This window comes from Pseudomonas sp. NPDC088885, assembly GCF_044750025.1.
Lineage (GTDB): Bacteria > Pseudomonadota > Gammaproteobacteria > Pseudomonadales > Pseudomonadaceae > Aquipseudomonas > Aquipseudomonas rustica.
On record NZ_JBIVJB010000058.1, the window covers coordinates 14,688 to 32,098 of the forward strand.

Below are 17,411 nucleotides of genomic sequence, written 5' to 3' on the forward strand. Positions count from 1 at the left end.
ACTTCTGAATCCTTTCCCCCGGCCGTCCGCGCCGGGGGCAACACACAAAATTTTCTGGAGTTAAGTTTCCATGGCCAAGATCGCCCCGCAATTGCCAATCGAAGTCGACAGCGAGACCGGTGTCTGGACCTCCGACGCCCTGCCGATGCTCTACGTGCCGCGTCACTTCTTCGTCAACAACCACATGGGCATCGAAGAGGTTTTGGGCGCTGAGGCCTACGCAGAAATCCTCTACAAGGCCGGCTACAAATCTGCTTGGCACTGGTGCGAAAAAGAAGCCGAATGCCACGGCCTGGAAGGCGTCGCGGTGTTCGAGCACTACATGAAACGCCTGTCGCAACGCGGCTGGGGCCTGTTCAAGATCCAGGACATCGACCTCGACAAAGGCACCGCCAGCGTCAAGCTCGAACACTCGGCATTCGTCTATGTGTACGGCAAGGTCGGGCGCAAGGTCGACTACATGTTCACCGGTTGGTTTGCCGGGGCCATGGATCAGATCCTTGAAGCGCGTGGCAGCAAGATTCGCACCGTTGCCGAGCAAGTCTACGGTGGCTCCGAAGAAGGCCACGACGACGGCCTGTTCACCGTCAAGCCGTTGTAAGTCGAGGAACCCGCCATGGCTTTCGAAGCAATGTTCCAGCCGATCCAGATCGGCAAACTGACCATCCGCAACCGCGTGCTCAGCACCGCGCACGCCGAGGTCTACGCGACTGACGGTGGCATGACCACCGACCGCTATGTGAAGTATTACGAAGAGAAAGCCAAGGGCGGCATCGGCCTGGCGATCTGTGGCGGCTCCTCCGTGGTCGCCATCGACAGCCCGCAGGAATGGTGGAGCTCGGTCAACCTGTCGACCGACCGAATCATTCCGCACTTCCAGAATCTGGCCGACGCCATGCACAAGCATGGCGCCAAGATCATGATTCAGATTACCCACATGGGCCGGCGCTCGCGCTGGGACGGCTTCAACTGGCCGACCCTGATGTCGCCGTCGGGGATCCGTGAACCGGTGCACCGCGCCACTTGCAAAACCATCGAGCCGGAAGAAATCTGGCGGGTCATCGGCAACTACGCCCAGGCCGCGCGCCGGGCCAAGGCCGGTGGTCTTGACGGCGTTGAACTGTCGGCGGTGCACCAGCACATGATCGACCAGTTCTGGAGCCCGCGCGTCAACAAGCGCACCGACGAATGGGGCGGCACCTTCGAAGGCCGGATGAAGTTTGGTCTGGAAGTGCTGAAAGCCGTGCGCGCTGAGGTCGGTGATGACTTCTGCGTCGGCATGCGTCTGTGCGGTGACGAGTTTCACCCGGACGGCTTGTCCCACGAGGACATGAAGCAGATCGCCAAGTATTACGACGACACCGGCATGCTCGACTTCATCGGCGTCGTCGGCTCGGGTTGTGACACCCACAACACCCTGGCCAACGTGATTCCGAACATGAGTTATCCACCGGAGCCGTTCCTGCATCTGGCCGCCGGGATCAAGGAAGTGGTCAAGGTGCCGGTGCTGCACGCACAGAACATCAAGGACCCGAACCAGGCTACGCGGATTCTTGAAGGCGGTTACGTCGACATGGTCGGCATGACCCGTGCGCACATCGCTGACCCGCACCTGATTGCCAAGATCAAGATGGGCCAGATCGACCAGATCAAACAGTGCGTCGGCGCCAACTATTGCATCGACCGCCAGTACCAAGGTCTGGACGTGCTGTGCATCCAGAACGCCGCGACCTCCCGTGAATACATGGGCGTGCCGCACATCATCGAGAAATCCACCGGGCCGAAACGCAAAGTGGTCATCGTCGGTGCCGGCCCTGCCGGCATGGAAGCCGCACGCGTTGCCGCCGAGCGTGGCCACGACGTGACCCTGTTCGAGAAGAAAGAATTCATCGGTGGGCAAATCACCACCGCATCGAAAGCACCGCAGCGCGACCAGATCGCCGGCATCACCCGCTGGTTCCAGCTGGAACTGGCGCGGCTGAAAGTCGATCTGCGCCTGGGCACGGCGGCTGATGCCGACACCATCATGGACTTGCGTCCGGACGTGGTGGTGCTGGCGGTCGGCGGGCATCCGTATCTGGAACAGAACGAACACTGGGGCGCTGCCGAAGGGCTGGTGGTCAGCAGCTGGGACGTGCTCGACGGCAAGGTCGCGCCGGGCAAGAACGTGCTGGTCTACGACACCATTTGCGAGTTCACCGGGATGTCGGTCGCAGACTTCCTCGCCGACAAGGGCAGCCAGGTCGAGATCGTCACCGACGACATCAAACCGGGCGTGGCCATCGGCGGTACGTCGTTCCCGACCTACTACCGCAGCATGTACCCGAAAGAAGTGATCATGACCGGCGACATGATGCTGGAAAAGGTCTACCGCGAAGGCGACAAGCTGGTCGCGGTACTGGAGAACGAATACACCGGCGCCAAAGAGGAACGGGTGGTCGACCAGGTGGTGGTGGAGAACGGCGTGCGTCCGGATGAGGAAATCTACTACGCGCTCAAAGAGGGTTCGCGCAACAAGGGCCAGATCGACGTCGAAGCGTTGTTCGCGATCCAGCCGCAACCTTCGCTGAGCGAGACGGGCGACGGCTACTTGCTGTTCCGCATCGGCGACTGCGTGGCGCAGCGCAATACCCACGCCGCGATCTATGACGCACTGCGGCTCTGCAAGGATTTCTAAGGGCTAGTGAACCGATCGTTCCCACGCTCTGCGTGGGAATGCCGCAATGGACGCTCTGCGTCCGCTTGGGACGCGGAGCGTCCCGGGATGCATCCCCACGCAGAGCGTGGGAACGATCATTGAACGCCGTGTTTCTCCAGGTTGTACTGGTGGGAGCTTCACCATGTTGAACACCCTTCTTCCAATCCTGTTGTTCGCAGCTATCGGCCTTGGTGTCCTCGGCGCGTTGCGGCGGGTGGCCATGTGGCGTCGGGGCCGGGCCTCGAAGGTCGATCTGATCGGCGGCCTGTTCGCCATGCCCAAGCGTTACATGGTCGATTTGCACCATGTCGTCGCGCGGGACAAATACATCGCCAACACCCACGTGGCCACGGCCGGCGGTGCGGTGGCGTCGATTGTGCTGGCGCTGCTGGTGCACGGTTTCGGCCTGCATAACCGCATTCTCGGTTACGCCTTGCTGCTGATGACGGCGGTGATGTTCGTCGGCGCGATCTTCGTTTATCTGCGTCGGCGCAACCCGCCGGCACGGCTGTCGAAAGGCCCGTGGATGCGCCTGCCGAAAAGTTTGCTGGCATTCTCCGCGTCGTTCTTTTTGCTGACTCTTCCGGTGGCTGGAATTCTGCCGGAGAACTTTGGCGGTTGGGTGCTCGCGGTCATTCTGGGGATCGGTGTGTTGTGGGGCGTGTCGGAACTGTTCTTCGGCATGACCTGGGGCGGGCCGATGAAACACGCCTTTGCCGGTGCTTTGCACCTGGCTTGGCACCGTCGCGCTGAACGATTTGGCGGCGGTCGTTCCACGGGCCTGAAGCCTTTGGATCTCAATGATCCTTCAGCGCCGTTGGGTGTTGAGAAACCCGTAGATTTCACCTGGAATCAGTTGCTCGGTTTCGACGCCTGCGTGCAGTGCGGCAAGTGCGAAGCCGCATGCCCGGCCTTCGCCGCCGGCCAGCCGCTGAACCCGAAAAAACTCATTCAAGACATGGTCGTCGGCCTCGCTGGCGGTACCGATGCGAAATTCGCCGGCAGCCCGTATCCCGGCAAACCCATTGGCGAACACAGCGGCAATCCGCATCAACCGATCGTCAACGGTCTGGTCGACGCCGAAACCCTCTGGTCGTGCACCACCTGCCGCGCCTGCGTCGAGGAATGCCCGATGATGATCGAGCACGTCGACGCCATCGTCGACATGCGCCGCCATCTGACCCTGGAAAAAGGCGCGACCCCGAACAAGGGCGCCGAAGTTCTCGAAAACCTCATCGCCACCGACAACCCTGGCGGTTTCGCCCCGGGCGGGCGGATGAACTGGGCGGCGGACTTGAACCTCAATCTGCTCAGCGAAAAGAAATCCACCGACGTGCTGTTCTGGGTTGGCGACGGTGCGTTTGACATGCGTAACCAACGCACTCTGCGCGCGTTCGTCAAAGTGCTGAAAGCGGCGAAAATCGACTTCGCCGTACTCGGCCTTGAAGAGCGTGACAGCGGCGACGTCGCTCGGCGTCTCGGCGATGAAGCGACCTTCCAGTCGCTCGCCAAACGCAACATCCAGACCTTGGCCAAATATAGCTTCAAGCGCATCGTCACCTGCGATCCGCACAGCTTTCACGTGCTGAAAAACGAGTACGGCGCGTTCGACGGTAACTACCTGGTGCAGCATCACAGCACTTACATGGCGGAAATCATTCAGGCCGGTGCGCTGAACCTCGGTCAGCACAAAGGCAACAGCGTGACCTATCACGATCCGTGCTACCTCGGTCGCTATAACGGCGAGTACGAAGCGCCGCGTGAAGTGCTGCGCGCGCTGGGTATCGAAGTCAAAGAAATGCAACGTTCCGGCTTCCGTTCGCGCTGCTGCGGCGGCGGTGGCGGGGCGCCGATCACTGATATTCCGGGCAAGCAACGGATTCCCGACATGCGCATGGAGGACATCCGCGAGACCGGCGCCGAACTGGTGGCCGTGGGTTGTCCACAATGCACGGCGATGCTCGAAGGCGTAGTCGAACCGCGTCCGCTGATCAAGGACATTGCCGAACTGGTGGCCGACGCGCTGCTCGAAGACGCCGCGCCGAGCAAGCCTGCGACCCCGGCCAAACGTGAACCAGCGGAGGCCCACTGATGAGCGACATTATCCGCCGCGACCCGCGCGCCGAATGGATTGCACGTAACCGTCTGCACCCGCTGCACGCGGCGATGCAACCGGCGCAGCACAGCTGGATGGGGCCGAATGGCGTCATCCGCAAGAATCTGCACGGCATGGGTTTTATCGGCCCCAACGGCATCAAACGGATCGATCGCAGCGGCGCGCAGCAGGGCGGGGCGGTAAAACGTTCCGCTGCTGTCGAAGTGCAATTGCCGCTGCATCAAGTGCCGGCCCCGGCGTTTTACATCAGCGTGGTGCCGGACATGGTCGGTGGCCGCTTGAGTAGCCATGACCGCGATTTGCTTGGCCTCGCCCATCAACTCGCCGGCGAGAATGGCGCGGTGTTGGCGGTGGTCTTTGGTGAACATAAGGAAAACGCGTTCGCTACTGCTGGCGTGGATCGTTTGTTGGTGCTCGAAGGTGAAGCCTTCAGCGGTTATGCACCGGAGCAGCGCGTGCAAGGTTTGCGTGCTGTGGATAACCAGTTCAATCCGCGTCACTGGCTGCTACCGGACAGTCGCAGCGGTGGCGGCGAACTCGGTCGACGCTTCGCCGCTGCACTGGGTGAACGCCCGGCGACGCGGGTCTGGCAGGTCAAGGATGAAGAGTGCATCGGCCGCGCCGGTGCTGGCTTGCAGGATCTTGCACGTCCGCTCGCGCGGTTGATTCTGGCGTCGGCGGAATGTGCCGAGCCGGTCAGCGAAACCCGTCATGAAGCGTTGCCAGTGGAGTTATCCACAAGCGTCGCCCGTAGCCTGTCGCGGATCGAAGATCTTGGCGCGGTGGCGGTCGACCCGGCAGCGATTCCGATGGCCGAAGCGGAGTTCATTTTCTCCGGCGGTAACGGCGTCAAGGACTGGGCGCTGTTCCACGAAACGGCTGCCGCACTCGGCGCCACCGAAGGCGCATCGCGGGTGGCGGTGGACGATGGCTTTATGGCGCGTGATCGCCAGGTCGGCGCGTCCGGTACTTGGGTCACCGCGCGGGTGTATGTCGCTGTGGGTATCTCCGGGGCGATCCAGCATTTGCAGGGCATTGGCGCCTGCGACAAGGTCGTGGCGATCAACCTCGATCCCGGTTGCGACATGATCAAACGCGCCGACCTCTCGGTGATCGGCGAAAGCGCAGAGATTCTTCAAGCCTTGATCGCGGCGGTGGCGGCTTACCGCAACGACGCCAAGCGCGATGCGGCTTAAGGAAACGCTATGAACACGAACGTTATCAGTCTGGTTTCAATCGGCGCTCACCCGACCTCCGGCCGGCCACGTCGCGCCGAGCAAGATGCCCGCGCTGTGGAGTTGGGCCTGCAACTCGCTGGGGATAACCTGCAAGTGCTGCATGCCGGCGATGTTGCCGAACCGGCGTTGCGCGCCTATCTGGGCATGGGCCTGGAGCAAATGCATGTGCTTGAGCAACCGACAGGTGCTGACGCGTTGCCGGCGCTGACCGCGTATCTGCGCGATGCAGGGGCGCAAGTGGTGCTGACTGGCAGCCAGGCCGAAACCGGTGAAGGCTCGGGGATGTTGCCGTTTCTGCTCGCCGAAGGTTTGGGCTGGCCGCTGGTGGTTGGGTTGGCGCAGGTTGAGTCGATCAATGATGGATCGGCGTTGGTACTGCAGGCTTTGCCGCGTGGGCAACGACGTCGCTTGAAGGTGAAACTGCCGTTTCTGGCGACTGTGGATAACGCTGCGCCGAAACCTCGGCAGAGTGCTTACGGCCCGGCGCGGCGAGGGGTACTGGAGGCTGACGACGTTGAAGTTATCGATGATGAACTTCTGTCCGTCGCGACCCTGCAACCGGCCAAACCACGGCCAAAACGCCTGAAAGTGATCAAAGCCAAAAGCGGTGCTGACCGGATGAAAGCCGCTACGGCGAAAGCCAGTGGCGGCGGTGGGCAAGTGCTCAAAGGCGTTACTCCACAGGCCGGTGCCGAAGCCATCCTCAAACTCCTTATCGAAGAAGGCGTCGTCCGCTGACACCGCTGACACCGCTGACACCGCTGACACCGCTGACACCGCTGATCCTCTGTAGGAGCTGAGCTTGCTCGCGAAGACGGTGTGTCAGTCGGCGGATGTGTCGACTGACACACCGCTTTCGCGAGCAAGCTCAGCTCCTACAAGTCATTTGTTGACATGAAAAATCCCCGGCATTCCTTTGCGATCAGCTTCAACCACAGGTTAAAACACCCGCTCAAACCCCCGAGGAGTCAAGTGAATGACCGTTGAGTTTCGACCTGCCCGGCGCACGGATGCGCGCGACATTGCGCGTTTGTTTCAGATCTCTTCGGAGGGTGCTTCGGACTACATCTGGAGCCAATTGGCGGAGCCGGGTGAGGCATTGCTCGATGTCGGTGAGCGGCGCTATGCCCGCGATGATGTGGATTTTTCCTGGCAGAACTGCCTGATCGCTGAGGCCGATGGCCGCGTGGTTGGCATGATGCACAGTTACGTCACGCGCGAAGATCCAGACCCGACCCCGCCCACCGATCCCGTGCTGGCGCCATACGCCGACATGGAAGTGGCGGACACGCTGTACATCTCCAGCCTCGCGCTGCACGAAGGTTGGCGCAATCAAGGGTTGGGCGTGCGCTTCCTCCAGCATGCCCAGGCCCGCGCCGATCAGCTCGCGCTCAAAGGTCTGAGCCTGATCGACTACGCCGCCAACACCGGCGCCCGCCGCTTCTATGAGCGGCATGGCTTCGGCATCGTCAAAACCTGCCAAGTGGTTCCGCATCCGATGATCCGGGTGACGGGCGAGGCCTACTTGATGCACCGAGCATGAATCCGGTTATCCACTGACGAGGGTTTACACACAATCCCTGTTGGTCAGTCTGTGGATAACGTGTTCACCCCTCGCTGCAAGTCATGTCTGCCGTGGCTTGCGGGCCGCAGATCAAAAAACAACCAGCTTAAGTTACGGTTTTTACGGGATTTTTCTGCGGGATAACTGCGTAAGTTACCCCCGATCTCTGTTGGCGCTTCTGTGGATAAGATGTTCGCTAACCCCTGAGAGCTATATACAACGCGGCTTTCAGAGAGTTGGTCAATAACTGATCAATTCGCGCTTTTGACTCGATGAATTGTCCGTAGGGCCTGGTATTTCGCAGTCTTAAGGGCTTTTCCACAGCAGACATAAAGTTACCCCCGATCTCTGTTGGTGCTTCTGTGGATAAGGTGTTTGCCTTCCGCTGAAAGCCACGAATGGCGTGGCTTGCAGGCTGTTGATCAAAAAGCGATCAATGTGTTTTCAAAACCGTACTTCTGGATAAGTCACGGTTTTTCTTTGCAAATCAGTGGGATATTTTTCGAGTCATCCACAGTTGTCCCCATTTGCTGTGGGTGGGTGTGTGGATAACTTGTTTGCGGAAGGCTGGGGGGGCTTGGTGGGTATGGGGTGGGGGGTGGTTGATCAGAAATTGTGCAATCTGGCTTTAGGGGTGTGGTATTTGTGAGGACGCCTTCGCGAGCAAGCCCGCTCCCACAGGTGGAACGCATTCCACCTGTAGGAGCTGCCGAAGGCTGCGATCTTTTGATCTTGCTCAGCCCTGAACCGGGACACCTTTGAGGTAAGGCGCAGGCTCAGCCCCAAGGTTGTTCAGCAAGCGCTCGCTGTACCAATCCACGAAGTTGACCACACCAAACTCATAGGTCTTCGAATAAGGCCCAGGCTGATACGCCGTCGAGTTGATCCCGCGCTGGTTCTCCTCAGCCAGACGCCGATCCTGATCATTGGTCGCATCCCACACCTGACGCATGCGATCAACATCGTAATCAACACCCTCAACCGCATCCTTGTGCACGATCCACTTGGTGGTGACCATGGTTTCCTGCGCGCTGATCGGCCACACGGTGAAAACGATGATGTGGTCGCCCATGCAGTGGTTCCACGAGTGCGGCAGGTGCAGGATGCGCATCGAGCCGAGATCCGGATTCTTGATCCGGCCCATCAGTTTCGCGCAGCCCTGTTTGCCGTCGAGGGTCATCGACACGGTGCCTTTGAGCAGCGGCATGCGCACGATGCGGTTGCGCAGGCCGAAACTGGCGTGGGCGTAAGGGATCTTCTCGGCTTCCCAGGCAGCGGCGGAGGCGGCGACGTGATCCTTGAACGCCTGATCGGCGCGCGGGTCGGTGACGTCGTCCCATTCCAGCAGGGTTTTCAGCAGTTCCGGGTGCGACGCGTTGCAGTGGTAGCACTCGCGGTTGTTTTCCAGCACCAGTTTCCAGTTGGCCTTTTCCATCAAGGTGGTGGTGATCGCCACCTTGGTGTTCTCCATGTCGTACGGTTCCATGTAATGGTTCAGCGTCGACAGGAAGTCAACAATGGCCGGCGGGTTCTCCGCCAGGCTGATAAAGATATAGCCGCCGGCGGTCTTCACGTTGACTGGTTTGAGGCCGTACTGCTTCATGTCGAAGTCGGCGCCCATTTCGGTGCCGGCGAACAACAGGCGACCGTCCAGTTCGTACGTCCACTGGTGATAGTGGCAGACCAGTTTGGCGACCTTGCCCTTCTCGCTGGTGCACAGGCGCGAGCCACGGTGGCGGCAGACGTTGTGGAACGCGTGCACGACGCCTTCGGCACCTCGGATGACGATGATCGGGTTCTTGCCGATCTGCAGCGTCAGGTAGTTGCCCTTGGCCGGAATTTCGCAGGTCATGCCGGCAATCAACCACTCTTTCTGGAAGATCTCCTGCATGTCGATATCGAAGAGTCGTTCATCGCTGTAGAAAGGTTGTGGCAGCGAAAACGTGCGCTCGCGCTCCTGGAGCATTTGCGCGGTGGCCTTGCGTGCGGGTTCCAGCGGATCGCCCAGGCTGATTTTTGCGGTGACGTCCATCGATGTGATCCTCATGGCCCTCTACGTGGCCGGCGAATGTGGCTAATCAGGGGTGCTGCAAAGTGGCTACGCAAGGTGTAAAGAATCTGTCTTGGTGTTGGGGCGAGTGTGGGCCCGGCGCGGGGCGCAACCTTATCCATGGGCGACATGATGCAATCTGTTCCCGACGCGCAACCCCCGGTGGTTGGGGGCTGGTCGCGATAAGTATGCCGATGTCGCGGATAGGTAAACGGGCGGTTCGCGCTATACGCAGAATCGCCGACATGAGGCCGACAGTCGGCCGTGGAGAACAGCATGTCCAACAGCTTCCTGAATCCGGTCACCACCCAGACCTGGGCCAATGGCCGACACATCGTCCGTTGCGTCAAAGTCATCCAGGAAACCTGGGACGTGCGCACCTTCTGTTTCATGGCCGACCAGCCGATCCTGTTCTTCTTCAAGCCCGGGCAATTCGTGACCCTGGAGCTGGAAATCGAAGGCCAGCCGATCATGCGTTCGTACACCATTTCCAGTTCGCCGTCGGTGCCATACAGCTTTTCGGTGACGATCAAACGGGTGCCGGGCGGCAAGGTCTCGAACTGGTTGCACGACACGCTGCATGAAGGGCAAGAGTTGGCGGTGCACGGGCCGGTCGGGCTGTTCAACGCCATCGACTTCCCGAGCCCGAAAGTCCTCTATCTGAGCGGCGGCGTCGGTATCACGCCGTGCATGTCGATGGCGCGCTGGTTCTACGACACCAACGCCAACGTCGACATGACCTTTATCCACAGCGCGCGCTCGCCGAAAGACATCATTTACCACCGCGAGCTGGAGCACATGGCGTCGCGGATCGACAACTTCAGCCTGCACCTGATTTGTGAAAAGCACGGCCTGGGTGAGCCGTGGGCCGGTTATCGCGGTTACCTGAACCACAAGATGCTGGAACTGATGGTGCCGGACTTCCTTGAGCGCGAAGTGTTCTGCTGCGGGCCGACGCCGTACATGAATGCGGTCAAGCGGTTGCTGGAAGTGGCTGGTTACGACATGTCGCGTTATCACGAGGAATCGTTCGGTGCTACGCCACCGGAAGCGCGTGCCGATGCGGTGGAGCAAGCCGAGCAGGCAGCCGATGCACCGGAAATCGATATCGCCGATCTGCATCAGGTCGAGTTCACCTCGTCCGGCAAGAGCATCCGAGTGGCACCGGGCGAGACCGTGCATGCGGCGGCGGCCAAACTTGGGTTGATGATTCCGAAAGCCTGCGGGATGGGGATTTGCGGGACGTGCAAAGTGCTGAAGCTGGGCGGCGAGGTGGAGATGGAGCACAACGGCGGGATTACCGAGGACGATGAGGCCGAAGGGTTCATCCTGTCGTGCTGCAGTGTGCCTAAAGGTGATGTGCGTATCGAATTCTAATGGGCGACGCCATTCCAATGTGGGAGCGGGCTTGCTCGCGAAAGCGCTGTGTCATTCAACGGTGATGTTGGCTGATTCGACGCCTTCGCGAGCAAGCCCGCTCCCACAGGGGTTATGCGTTTTAATCGATGAACAGGTCGGGCATCAGGGTTGTGGTGCTGCCCGGTTCAAAGCGGTAATGATCAAATTCAGTCACGCCGCTCTCGCGCAAAATTTCTTCATCGATCAATAGCCGCCCGGTGATCTGCCGATCGCGGCTATCCAGAATCACATGCGCCGCATCCGCCATGATCGCTGGCGTTCGCGCCTGCTTGAACGACTCCCGGTTCCCCAGCTGAAACTCAATCGCCGCCGTGGCAATCATCGTCTGCGGCCATAACGAATTCACGCTGATTCCGTACGCGGCAAACTCCTCACTCATCCCCAGCGTCAGCATGCTCATGCCGTACTTGGTCACGGTGTACGGGCTGAACTGCGCGAACCATTTGTTCGCCAGATTCAGCGGTGGCGACAGATTGAGGATGTGTCCCGAGGATTTCTTCAGATAGGGCAGGGCGGCCTGGCTGCACAGCAGCACCGCGCGGGTGTTGATCTGGTGCATCAGGTCGAAGCGTTTGAGCTCGATGTGTTGCACACCAGTGAGTTTGATTGCCCCGGCGTTGTTTACCAGCGCATCGATGCCGCCGAAATGTTCGTTGGCCTGGGCCAGTGCCTGGCGCACGCCATCCTCATCACGCACATCCACCTGCAACGCCAACGCCTTGCCGCCCGCCGCTTCGACTTCAGCGGCGACGCTGTGGATGGTGCCGGGCAGTTTGGCGTGGGGTTCGGCGCTTTTCGCCGCAATCACGATATTGGCCCCGTCCCTCGCGGCACGCAGCGCAATCTCACGGCCAATGCCACGGCTGGCGCCGGTGATGAACAGGGTTTTGCCTTGTAACGACATGCCGATGCTCCTGCTTATTGTTATATGAGCGAAGGGCTCGACAGACAATGTAGACCAAGCAGATCAGGTAACGCTGTCTCCGCCATGATCGTTCCCACGCTCCGCGTGGGAATGCAGCCGTCGACGCTCCGCGTCATAGCGGTGCTCAGCTTTACGTCTATGGTGAGGCTGGAACGCGGAGCGTCCCGAGAGGCATTCCCACGCGGAGCGTGGGAATGATCAGTGCGGAGGTCGGGCGGACTCAATTTGCTCGTTCCCATGCTCCGCGTGGTAATGCAGCCCGGGACGCTCTGCGTCCCATCAATACCAGCACTGAACCTCAATCAGCCCCGGCATTCCCGCGTAGTCCTTGGCACTCGAATAACGCCAATGCTCTGGCAAGTCCACATACCCGCGTTTCACTGGATTGTTGTGGATGTATTCAAGCTTCTGACGCATCACCGATTCGCTGTAGACCATTTCTGCGTGTGAACCTTCCTGCCACAACTGGTACACCCGATCCTGCTTATGTGCGCGTTTGCTAAAGCGCAGACGTTTCAGGGCTTTGTCGGCACCTTTGCTTTGCAGATCATCGATTATTTGTCGCGCGGTGAAAGATTTGAATTGGCTGAGGCATTTACTCAGGTCGGGCGCCTGAGCGACGAAGTGAAGATGGTTTTCCAGAATCACGTAGCCGTACAGCTTCAAGTCATGGTGGGTCTGTTGATAACGCCAGCAGTTGAGCAGGTGGTCGACGATGTACGGGCGGATGAATAACGGCAACCACTCCATGATCGTGCAAGTCAGGAAATGCGGTTTGTCGGTTTCAGTAATGGTGTAGCGGCTGCGGCCCATGGGATTCTTCCTTGAATCTTGCGGTGCGACGGGAATGGAACGCGGAGCGTCCCGGGAGGCGTTTCCACGCAGAGCGTGGGAACGATCAGGGTGAGGCGGGTGGGATGATCGCGCTAGAAGAGAAGTCTGGTATTACGGTGGGAAAAGTCATCCTCGGCCGAAGATCGTTCCCACGCTCTGCGTGGGAATGCAGCCATTGACGCTCTGCGTCATAGAGGTGTTTAGCGTCTGGGGGATGGAACGCGGAGCGTCCCGGGAGGCGTTCCCACGCGGAGCGTGGGAACGATCAGTGCGCTGGCGTCAGGTCAGGCGGACATGACTTCGCGGATGTCGCGGGCGAGTTCGCGGACGCGTTCTTCTTCGGTGTCCCAGGAGCACATGAAGCGTGCGCCGCCCTTGCCTATGAAGGTGTAGAAACGCCAGTTCTTCGCGGTCAGGGCGGCGATGGCCGGTTCTGACAGTTGCAGGAACACGCCGTTGGCCTGCACCGGGAACATCAGTTCGACGCCTGGGATGTCGCTGACCAGTTCAGCGAGCAACTGCGCGCAGTGGTTGGCGTGGCGCGCATATTTCAGCCAGGCGTCGGTTTCGAGGATGCCGACCCACGGTGCCGAGAGGAAACGCATTTTCGATGCCAGTTGCCCGGCCTGCTTGCAGCGATAATCGAAGTCTTCCGCCAGTTTGTGGTTGAAGAACAGGATCGCTTCACCCACGGCCATGCCGTTTTTGGTGCCGCCAAAGCACAGCACATCGACACCGGCCTTCCAGGTCAGATCCGCTGGCGAGCAGCCGAGGAAGGCGCAGGCGTTGGAGAAGCGCGCGCCGTCCATGTGCAGGTGCAGGCCCAGTTCCTTGCAAGTGGCGCTGATGGCGCGAACTTCTTCCGGGGTGTAGACGCTGCCGACTTCGGTGGCTTGGGTCAGGGTGACCACGCGCGGTTTCGGGTAGTGGATGTCTTGACGCTTGAGCGCGACTTCGCGGATCGACTGCGGGGTGATCTTGCCGTTTTCAGTGCCGGCGATCAGCAGTTTCGAGCCGTTGGAGAAGAATTCCGGGGCGCCGCATTCGTCGGTTTCGACGTGGGCGGTTTCCGAGCAGATCACGCTGTGGTAACTCTGGCACAGCGACGACAGGGCCAGCGAGTTGGCGGCGGTGCCGTTGAAGGCGAAGAACACTTCGCAGTCGGTTTCAAACAATTGGCGGAAATGGTCGGACGCGCGCGCGGTCCATTCATCGTCGCCATAAGCGCGCTGGTGGCCGTGGTTGGCCTGTTCCATGGCAGCCCAGGCTTCAGGGCAGATACCGGAATAGTTGTCGCTGGCGAATTGTTGGCTCTTGTCGGTCATGGCCGGCTTCCGTGGTCGAGACTCTTGTGAAGGCTCGTGGTCAATGATGGTGCGCACTTTACCGAAGATCTTCCGGGGAGCACACGAGATGTCGCTGTCTGAACATTACAAGGATGCAGGCCGATTATGCACCTGAGAAAACGCGACGGCGCGCTGGATCTGCTCAAGTGGCTGGCGCTGCTGAGCATGTTGCTCGATCACCTGCGATATGTCGGGTTCTCCGCCGATTGGCTTTACGTACCGGGGCGGCTGGCGTTTCCGTGGTTTTGTCTGGCGATGGCGGCGAATCTTTCGCGCGATGGTTCGCGGAAGATGGAATGGCGCTATCTGGGGTGGTTGTTGCTGTTCAGTGCGGTGAGCGAGATTCCGTATCGGTTGTACATTCCCGAGCCGGATACGTTGAATGTGATGCCGACGCTGGCGCTGGGCTTGCTGGTGGCGCGGGGCTGGCAGGATCCATCGGTGATGTCGCGATTGCTCGGTGTTGCTGCGTTGGTGCTGGCGATGGTTTTCCCGGAGCGGCTGATGTTCGGGTTCTTCGGTGTTTTGTTGCCGCTGGCGATGCTGCTGGTGTTTCGTCTGCCGTGGTATTTCAGCCTGTTGCCGGGATTGGTATGCCTCGCAGCGAATCAATGGCAAGTGCTTTACGACTCGGCGAGGTTTGGCAGTAGCGTGGCCATTCTTGGGATTGCCGCGTGTCTGTTTGCGCCACTGCTCGGAATGTTCCTGTTGCGACATGAGCGACATCTCCAGCCACCGCCAATGCGGCGCTGGGCTTACGCCCTTTATCCCGCGCATTTCCTCCTGCTAATCGCGGTTCGCGCGGCATACACCTAACCCCTGTGGGAGCGAGCCTGCTCGCGAAATCGGTCTGTCAGCCAACTTCTATGTCGGATGTGCCGGCCTCTTCGCGAGCAGGCTCGCTCCCACAGGGGATCTCCACGGATTCGAGGGATACGTTCGACCGGGCATTTCGAGGCATGTCGTAAACGCACCTTTGCGTGGCGTCCGCAGGCATTTGAGCTGTCTGCGCCGGTCATACCATCGGCATCAAAGGGCACTGCCGTGATTGCCGGTGCCTTACCGAGACGAATGGCGCACAGATGCCGCTGGGAGAGACGCGATGTTCAGCAAGCAAGACCAGATCCAGGGTTACGACGATGCACTGCTGGCGGCGATGAATGCCGAGGAGCAACGTCAGGAAGATCACATCGAGCTGATCGCGTCAGAGAACTACACCAGCAAACGCGTGATGGAAGCGCAAGGCAGTGGCCTGACCAACAAATACGCCGAAGGCTATCCGGGCAAGCGCTACTACGGTGGCTGCGAGCACGTCGATAAAGTCGAAGCACTGGCCATCGAACGCGCCAAGCAACTGTTCGGCGCCGATTACGCCAACGTCCAGCCACATTCCGGTTCATCGGCCAATAGCGCTGTTTATCTGGCACTGATCCAGCCGGGCGACACCATCCTCGGCATGAGCCTGGCCCACGGCGGTCACCTGACCCACGGCGCCAAAGTGTCGTCCTCGGGCAAGCTCTACAACGCTGTGCAGTACGGCATCAACACCGACACCGGTTTGATCGATTACGACGAAGTCGAACGTCTCGCCGTCGAATCCAAGCCGAAAATGATCGTCGCCGGTTTCTCTGCCTACTCGAAGACCCTCGACTTCCCACGCTTCCGCCAGATCGCTGACAAGGTCGGCGCGCTGCTCTTCGTCGACATGGCCCACGTCGCCGGTCTGGTCGCTGCCGGTCTGTACCCAAATCCGCTGCCGTACGCCGACGTGGTCACCACCACCACGCACAAAACCCTGCGCGGCCCACGTGGCGGGCTGATCCTGGCCAAGTCCAACGAAGAGATCGAGAAAAAGCTCAACGCCGCCGTATTCCCCGGCGCTCAGGGCGGCCCGCTGATGCACGTCATCGCCGGTAAAGCCGTGTGCTTCAAGGAAGCGCTGGAGCCGGGCTTCAAGGCTTATCAGCAACAAGTGATCGACAACGCTCAGGCGATGGCCAGCGTGTTTATCAAACGTGGCTACGATGTAGTGTCCGGCGGTACCGACAACCACTTGTTCCTGGTCAGCCTGATCCGTCAGGGCCTGACCGGTAAAGACGCCGACGCCGCCCTTGGCCGTGCGCACATCACCGTCAACAAGAACGCCGTGCCGAACGACCCGCAATCGCCGTTCGTGACCTCGGGCCTGCGCATCGGCACCCCGGCCGTCACTACGCGCGGTTTCAAGGTGACCCAGTGCGAAGTGTTGGCTGGCTGGATCTGCGACATCCTCGACAACCTCGGTGATGCCGATGTCGAAGCCAATGTTGCCCAGCAAGTGTCGGCCCTGTGCGCAGACTTCCCGGTTTATCGCTGAGTGTTCTGGAGTAACTGACTATGCAACGCTATTCGGGCTTCGGCCTCTTCAAACACTCCCTCAGCCACCACGAAAACTGGCAGCGCATGTGGCGCACACCGACGCCGAAAAAGGTCTACGACGTGGTCATCGTCGGCGGCGGCGGGCACGGTCTGGCGACTGCTTATTACCTGGCGAAAGAACACGGCATCACCAACGTCGCCGTGGTCGAGAAGGGCTGGCTGGGCGGCGGTAACACCGCGCGCAACACCACCATCGTGCGCTCCAACTACCTGTGGGACGAGTCGGCGCACCTTTACGAACACGCGATGAAATTGTGGGAAGGCCTGTCACAGGATCTCAACTACAACGTGATGTTCTCCCAGCGTGGCGTCCACAACCTGTGCCACACCCTGCAGGACATCCGTGACTCCGAGCGTCGGGTCAGCGCCAACCGCCTCAATGGCGTCGATGGCGAACTGCTCAACGCCAAGCAAGTGGCTGACGAGATTCCGTACCTCGACTGCTCGAAAAACACCCGCTACCCGGTGATGGGCGCAACCGTTCAGCGTCGCGGCGGCGTCGCCCGTCACGATGCCGTGGCCTGGGGTTTTGCCCGTGCCGCCGACGCCTTGGGCGTGGACTTGATTCAGCAGACCGAAGTGATCGGTTTCCGCAAGGAAAACGGCGTGTGCATCGGTGTTGAAACCAACAAGGGTTTCATCGGCGCCAAGCGCGTCGGTGTGGTCACCGCTGGTAACTCCGGACACATGGCCAAACTCGCCGGTTTCCGTCTGCCGATCGAATCCCACCCGCTGCAAGCGCTGGTGTCCGAGCCGATCAAGCCGATTATCGACAGCGTGATCATGTCCAACGCCGTGCACGG

General features: G+C 60.2%; 14 protein-coding genes. 10 read left to right on the forward strand and 4 right to left on the reverse strand.

Going from position 1 to position 17,411, the window contains the following annotated elements; genetic code table 11:
* The first annotated feature begins 70 nt into the window (after window positions 1-70).
* From ACIP1X_RS19910 to ACIP1X_RS19935, 6 genes are all read left to right on the forward strand, one after another.
* A complete protein-coding gene (locus ACIP1X_RS19910) occupies window positions 71-601 on the forward strand; it encodes a DUF5943 domain-containing protein (protein WP_008083165.1) in 531 nt (176 codons plus the stop codon).
* A 15-nt stretch (window positions 602-616) separates the two neighbouring features.
* Window positions 617-2,677, forward strand: coding sequence for a dimethylglycine demethylation protein DgcA (gene dgcA / locus ACIP1X_RS19915; protein WP_008083163.1), 2,061 nt, complete (start codon window positions 617-619; stop codon window positions 2,675-2,677).
* 163 nt (window positions 2,678-2,840) lie between these two features.
* Entirely contained in the window at window positions 2,841-4,790 is a 1,950-nt protein-coding gene (dgcB, locus tag ACIP1X_RS19920) for a dimethylglycine demethylation protein DgcB (RefSeq protein ID WP_400754516.1), read from the forward strand.
* Window positions 4,790-6,010, forward strand: coding sequence for an electron transfer flavoprotein subunit alpha/FixB family protein (locus tag ACIP1X_RS19925; protein ID WP_400754519.1), 1,221 nt, complete (start codon window positions 4,790-4,792; stop codon window positions 6,008-6,010). Before dgcB ends, ACIP1X_RS19925 begins: the two co-directional genes overlap by 1 nt.
* A gap of 9 nt (window positions 6,011-6,019) precedes the next feature.
* Entirely contained in the window at window positions 6,020-6,790 is a 771-nt protein-coding gene (locus tag ACIP1X_RS19930) for an electron transfer flavoprotein subunit beta (RefSeq protein ID WP_400651359.1), read from the forward strand.
* A gap of 238 nt (window positions 6,791-7,028) precedes the next feature.
* Window positions 7,029-7,595: a GNAT family N-acetyltransferase gene (locus tag ACIP1X_RS19935; RefSeq protein WP_282358466.1), complete on the forward strand. Its 567-nt coding sequence runs from the start codon at window positions 7,029-7,031 to the stop codon at window positions 7,593-7,595.
* Window positions 7,596-8,352: 757 nt separating this feature from the next.
* On the opposite strand, the gene gbcA is transcribed toward ACIP1X_RS19935, so the two are convergent.
* Window positions 8,353-9,648 carry a glycine-betaine demethylase subunit GbcA gene (gbcA, locus tag ACIP1X_RS19940; protein WP_400754521.1) on the reverse strand — a complete coding sequence of 432 codons (1,296 nt, stop codon included), beginning with the start codon at window positions 9,646-9,648 and terminating at the stop codon, window positions 8,353-8,355.
* A 294-nt stretch (window positions 9,649-9,942) separates the two neighbouring features.
* On the opposite strand from gbcA, the gene gbcB reads away from it, so the two are divergent.
* Window positions 9,943-11,043, forward strand: a complete 1,101-nt coding sequence (gbcB, locus tag ACIP1X_RS19945; protein WP_053124547.1) for a glycine-betaine demethylase subunit GbcB — start codon at window positions 9,943-9,945, stop codon at window positions 11,041-11,043.
* A 121-nt stretch (window positions 11,044-11,164) separates the two neighbouring features.
* Here the strand turns inward: gbcB and ACIP1X_RS19950 are convergent, their stop codons facing one another.
* The 3 genes from ACIP1X_RS19950 to ACIP1X_RS19960 form a co-directional block, all read right to left on the reverse strand.
* Window positions 11,165-11,989 (reverse strand): NAD(P)-dependent oxidoreductase, encoded by an 825-nt coding sequence (locus ACIP1X_RS19950; protein ID WP_159814741.1) that lies wholly within the window; start codon window positions 11,987-11,989, stop codon window positions 11,165-11,167.
* Between the two features lie 300 nt (window positions 11,990-12,289).
* Window positions 12,290-12,823 carry an REP-associated tyrosine transposase gene (locus ACIP1X_RS19955; RefSeq protein ID WP_400754523.1) on the reverse strand — a complete coding sequence of 178 codons (534 nt, stop codon included), beginning with the start codon at window positions 12,821-12,823 and terminating at the stop codon, window positions 12,290-12,292.
* A gap of 305 nt (window positions 12,824-13,128) precedes the next feature.
* Complete coding sequence (locus ACIP1X_RS19960; protein WP_008084160.1) at window positions 13,129-14,169, reverse strand: low specificity L-threonine aldolase; 1,041 nt, start codon at window positions 14,167-14,169, stop codon at window positions 13,129-13,131.
* A 126-nt stretch (window positions 14,170-14,295) separates the two neighbouring features.
* Between ACIP1X_RS19960 and ACIP1X_RS19965 the strand changes: the two genes are divergently transcribed.
* The 3 genes from ACIP1X_RS19965 to ACIP1X_RS19975 all read left to right on the forward strand — a co-directional run.
* Window positions 14,296-15,006: a TraX family protein gene (locus ACIP1X_RS19965; protein WP_400754525.1), complete on the forward strand. Its 711-nt coding sequence runs from the start codon at window positions 14,296-14,298 to the stop codon at window positions 15,004-15,006.
* A gap of 286 nt (window positions 15,007-15,292) precedes the next feature.
* The gene (locus ACIP1X_RS19970; RefSeq protein WP_008086924.1) at window positions 15,293-16,546 is read left to right on the forward strand and encodes a serine hydroxymethyltransferase; all 1,254 of its coding nucleotides are present in this window, start codon (window positions 15,293-15,295) and stop codon (window positions 16,544-16,546) included.
* A gap of 20 nt (window positions 16,547-16,566) precedes the next feature.
* Window positions 16,567-17,411: FAD-dependent oxidoreductase (locus tag ACIP1X_RS19975; protein ID WP_400754527.1), on the forward strand; the 845-nt coding region annotated here is incomplete at its 3' end.

What these genes read in the sequence shown, in the direction of transcription:
- ACIP1X_RS19910 (WP_008083165.1), top strand. Translation starts at nt 71, where the DNA reads ATGGCCAAGATCGCCCCGCAATTGCCAATCGAAGTCGACAGCGAGACC.
- dgcA (WP_008083163.1), top strand. Translation starts at nt 617, where the DNA reads ATGGCTTTCGAAGCAATGTTCCAGCCGATCCAGATCGGCAAACTGACC.
- dgcB (WP_400754516.1), top strand. Translation starts at nt 2,841, where the DNA reads ATGTTGAACACCCTTCTTCCAATCCTGTTGTTCGCAGCTATCGGCCTT.
- ACIP1X_RS19925 (WP_400754519.1), top strand. Translation starts at nt 4,790, where the DNA reads ATGAGCGACATTATCCGCCGCGACCCGCGCGCCGAATGGATTGCACGT.
- ACIP1X_RS19930 (WP_400651359.1), top strand. Translation starts at nt 6,020, where the DNA reads ATGAACACGAACGTTATCAGTCTGGTTTCAATCGGCGCTCACCCGACC.
- ACIP1X_RS19935 (WP_282358466.1), top strand. Translation starts at nt 7,029, where the DNA reads ATGACCGTTGAGTTTCGACCTGCCCGGCGCACGGATGCGCGCGACATT.
- gbcA (WP_400754521.1), bottom strand. Translation starts at nt 9,648, where the DNA reads ATGGACGTCACCGCAAAAATCAGCCTGGGCGATCCGCTGGAACCCGCA.
- gbcB (WP_053124547.1), top strand. Translation starts at nt 9,943, where the DNA reads ATGTCCAACAGCTTCCTGAATCCGGTCACCACCCAGACCTGGGCCAAT.
- ACIP1X_RS19950 (WP_159814741.1), bottom strand. Translation starts at nt 11,989, where the DNA reads ATGTCGTTACAAGGCAAAACCCTGTTCATCACCGGCGCCAGCCGTGGC.
- ACIP1X_RS19955 (WP_400754523.1), bottom strand. Translation starts at nt 12,823, where the DNA reads ATGGGCCGCAGCCGCTACACCATTACTGAAACCGACAAACCGCATTTC.
- ACIP1X_RS19960 (WP_008084160.1), bottom strand. Translation starts at nt 14,169, where the DNA reads ATGACCGACAAGAGCCAACAATTCGCCAGCGACAACTATTCCGGTATC.
- ACIP1X_RS19965 (WP_400754525.1), top strand. Translation starts at nt 14,296, where the DNA reads ATGCACCTGAGAAAACGCGACGGCGCGCTGGATCTGCTCAAGTGGCTG.
- ACIP1X_RS19970 (WP_008086924.1), top strand. Translation starts at nt 15,293, where the DNA reads ATGTTCAGCAAGCAAGACCAGATCCAGGGTTACGACGATGCACTGCTG.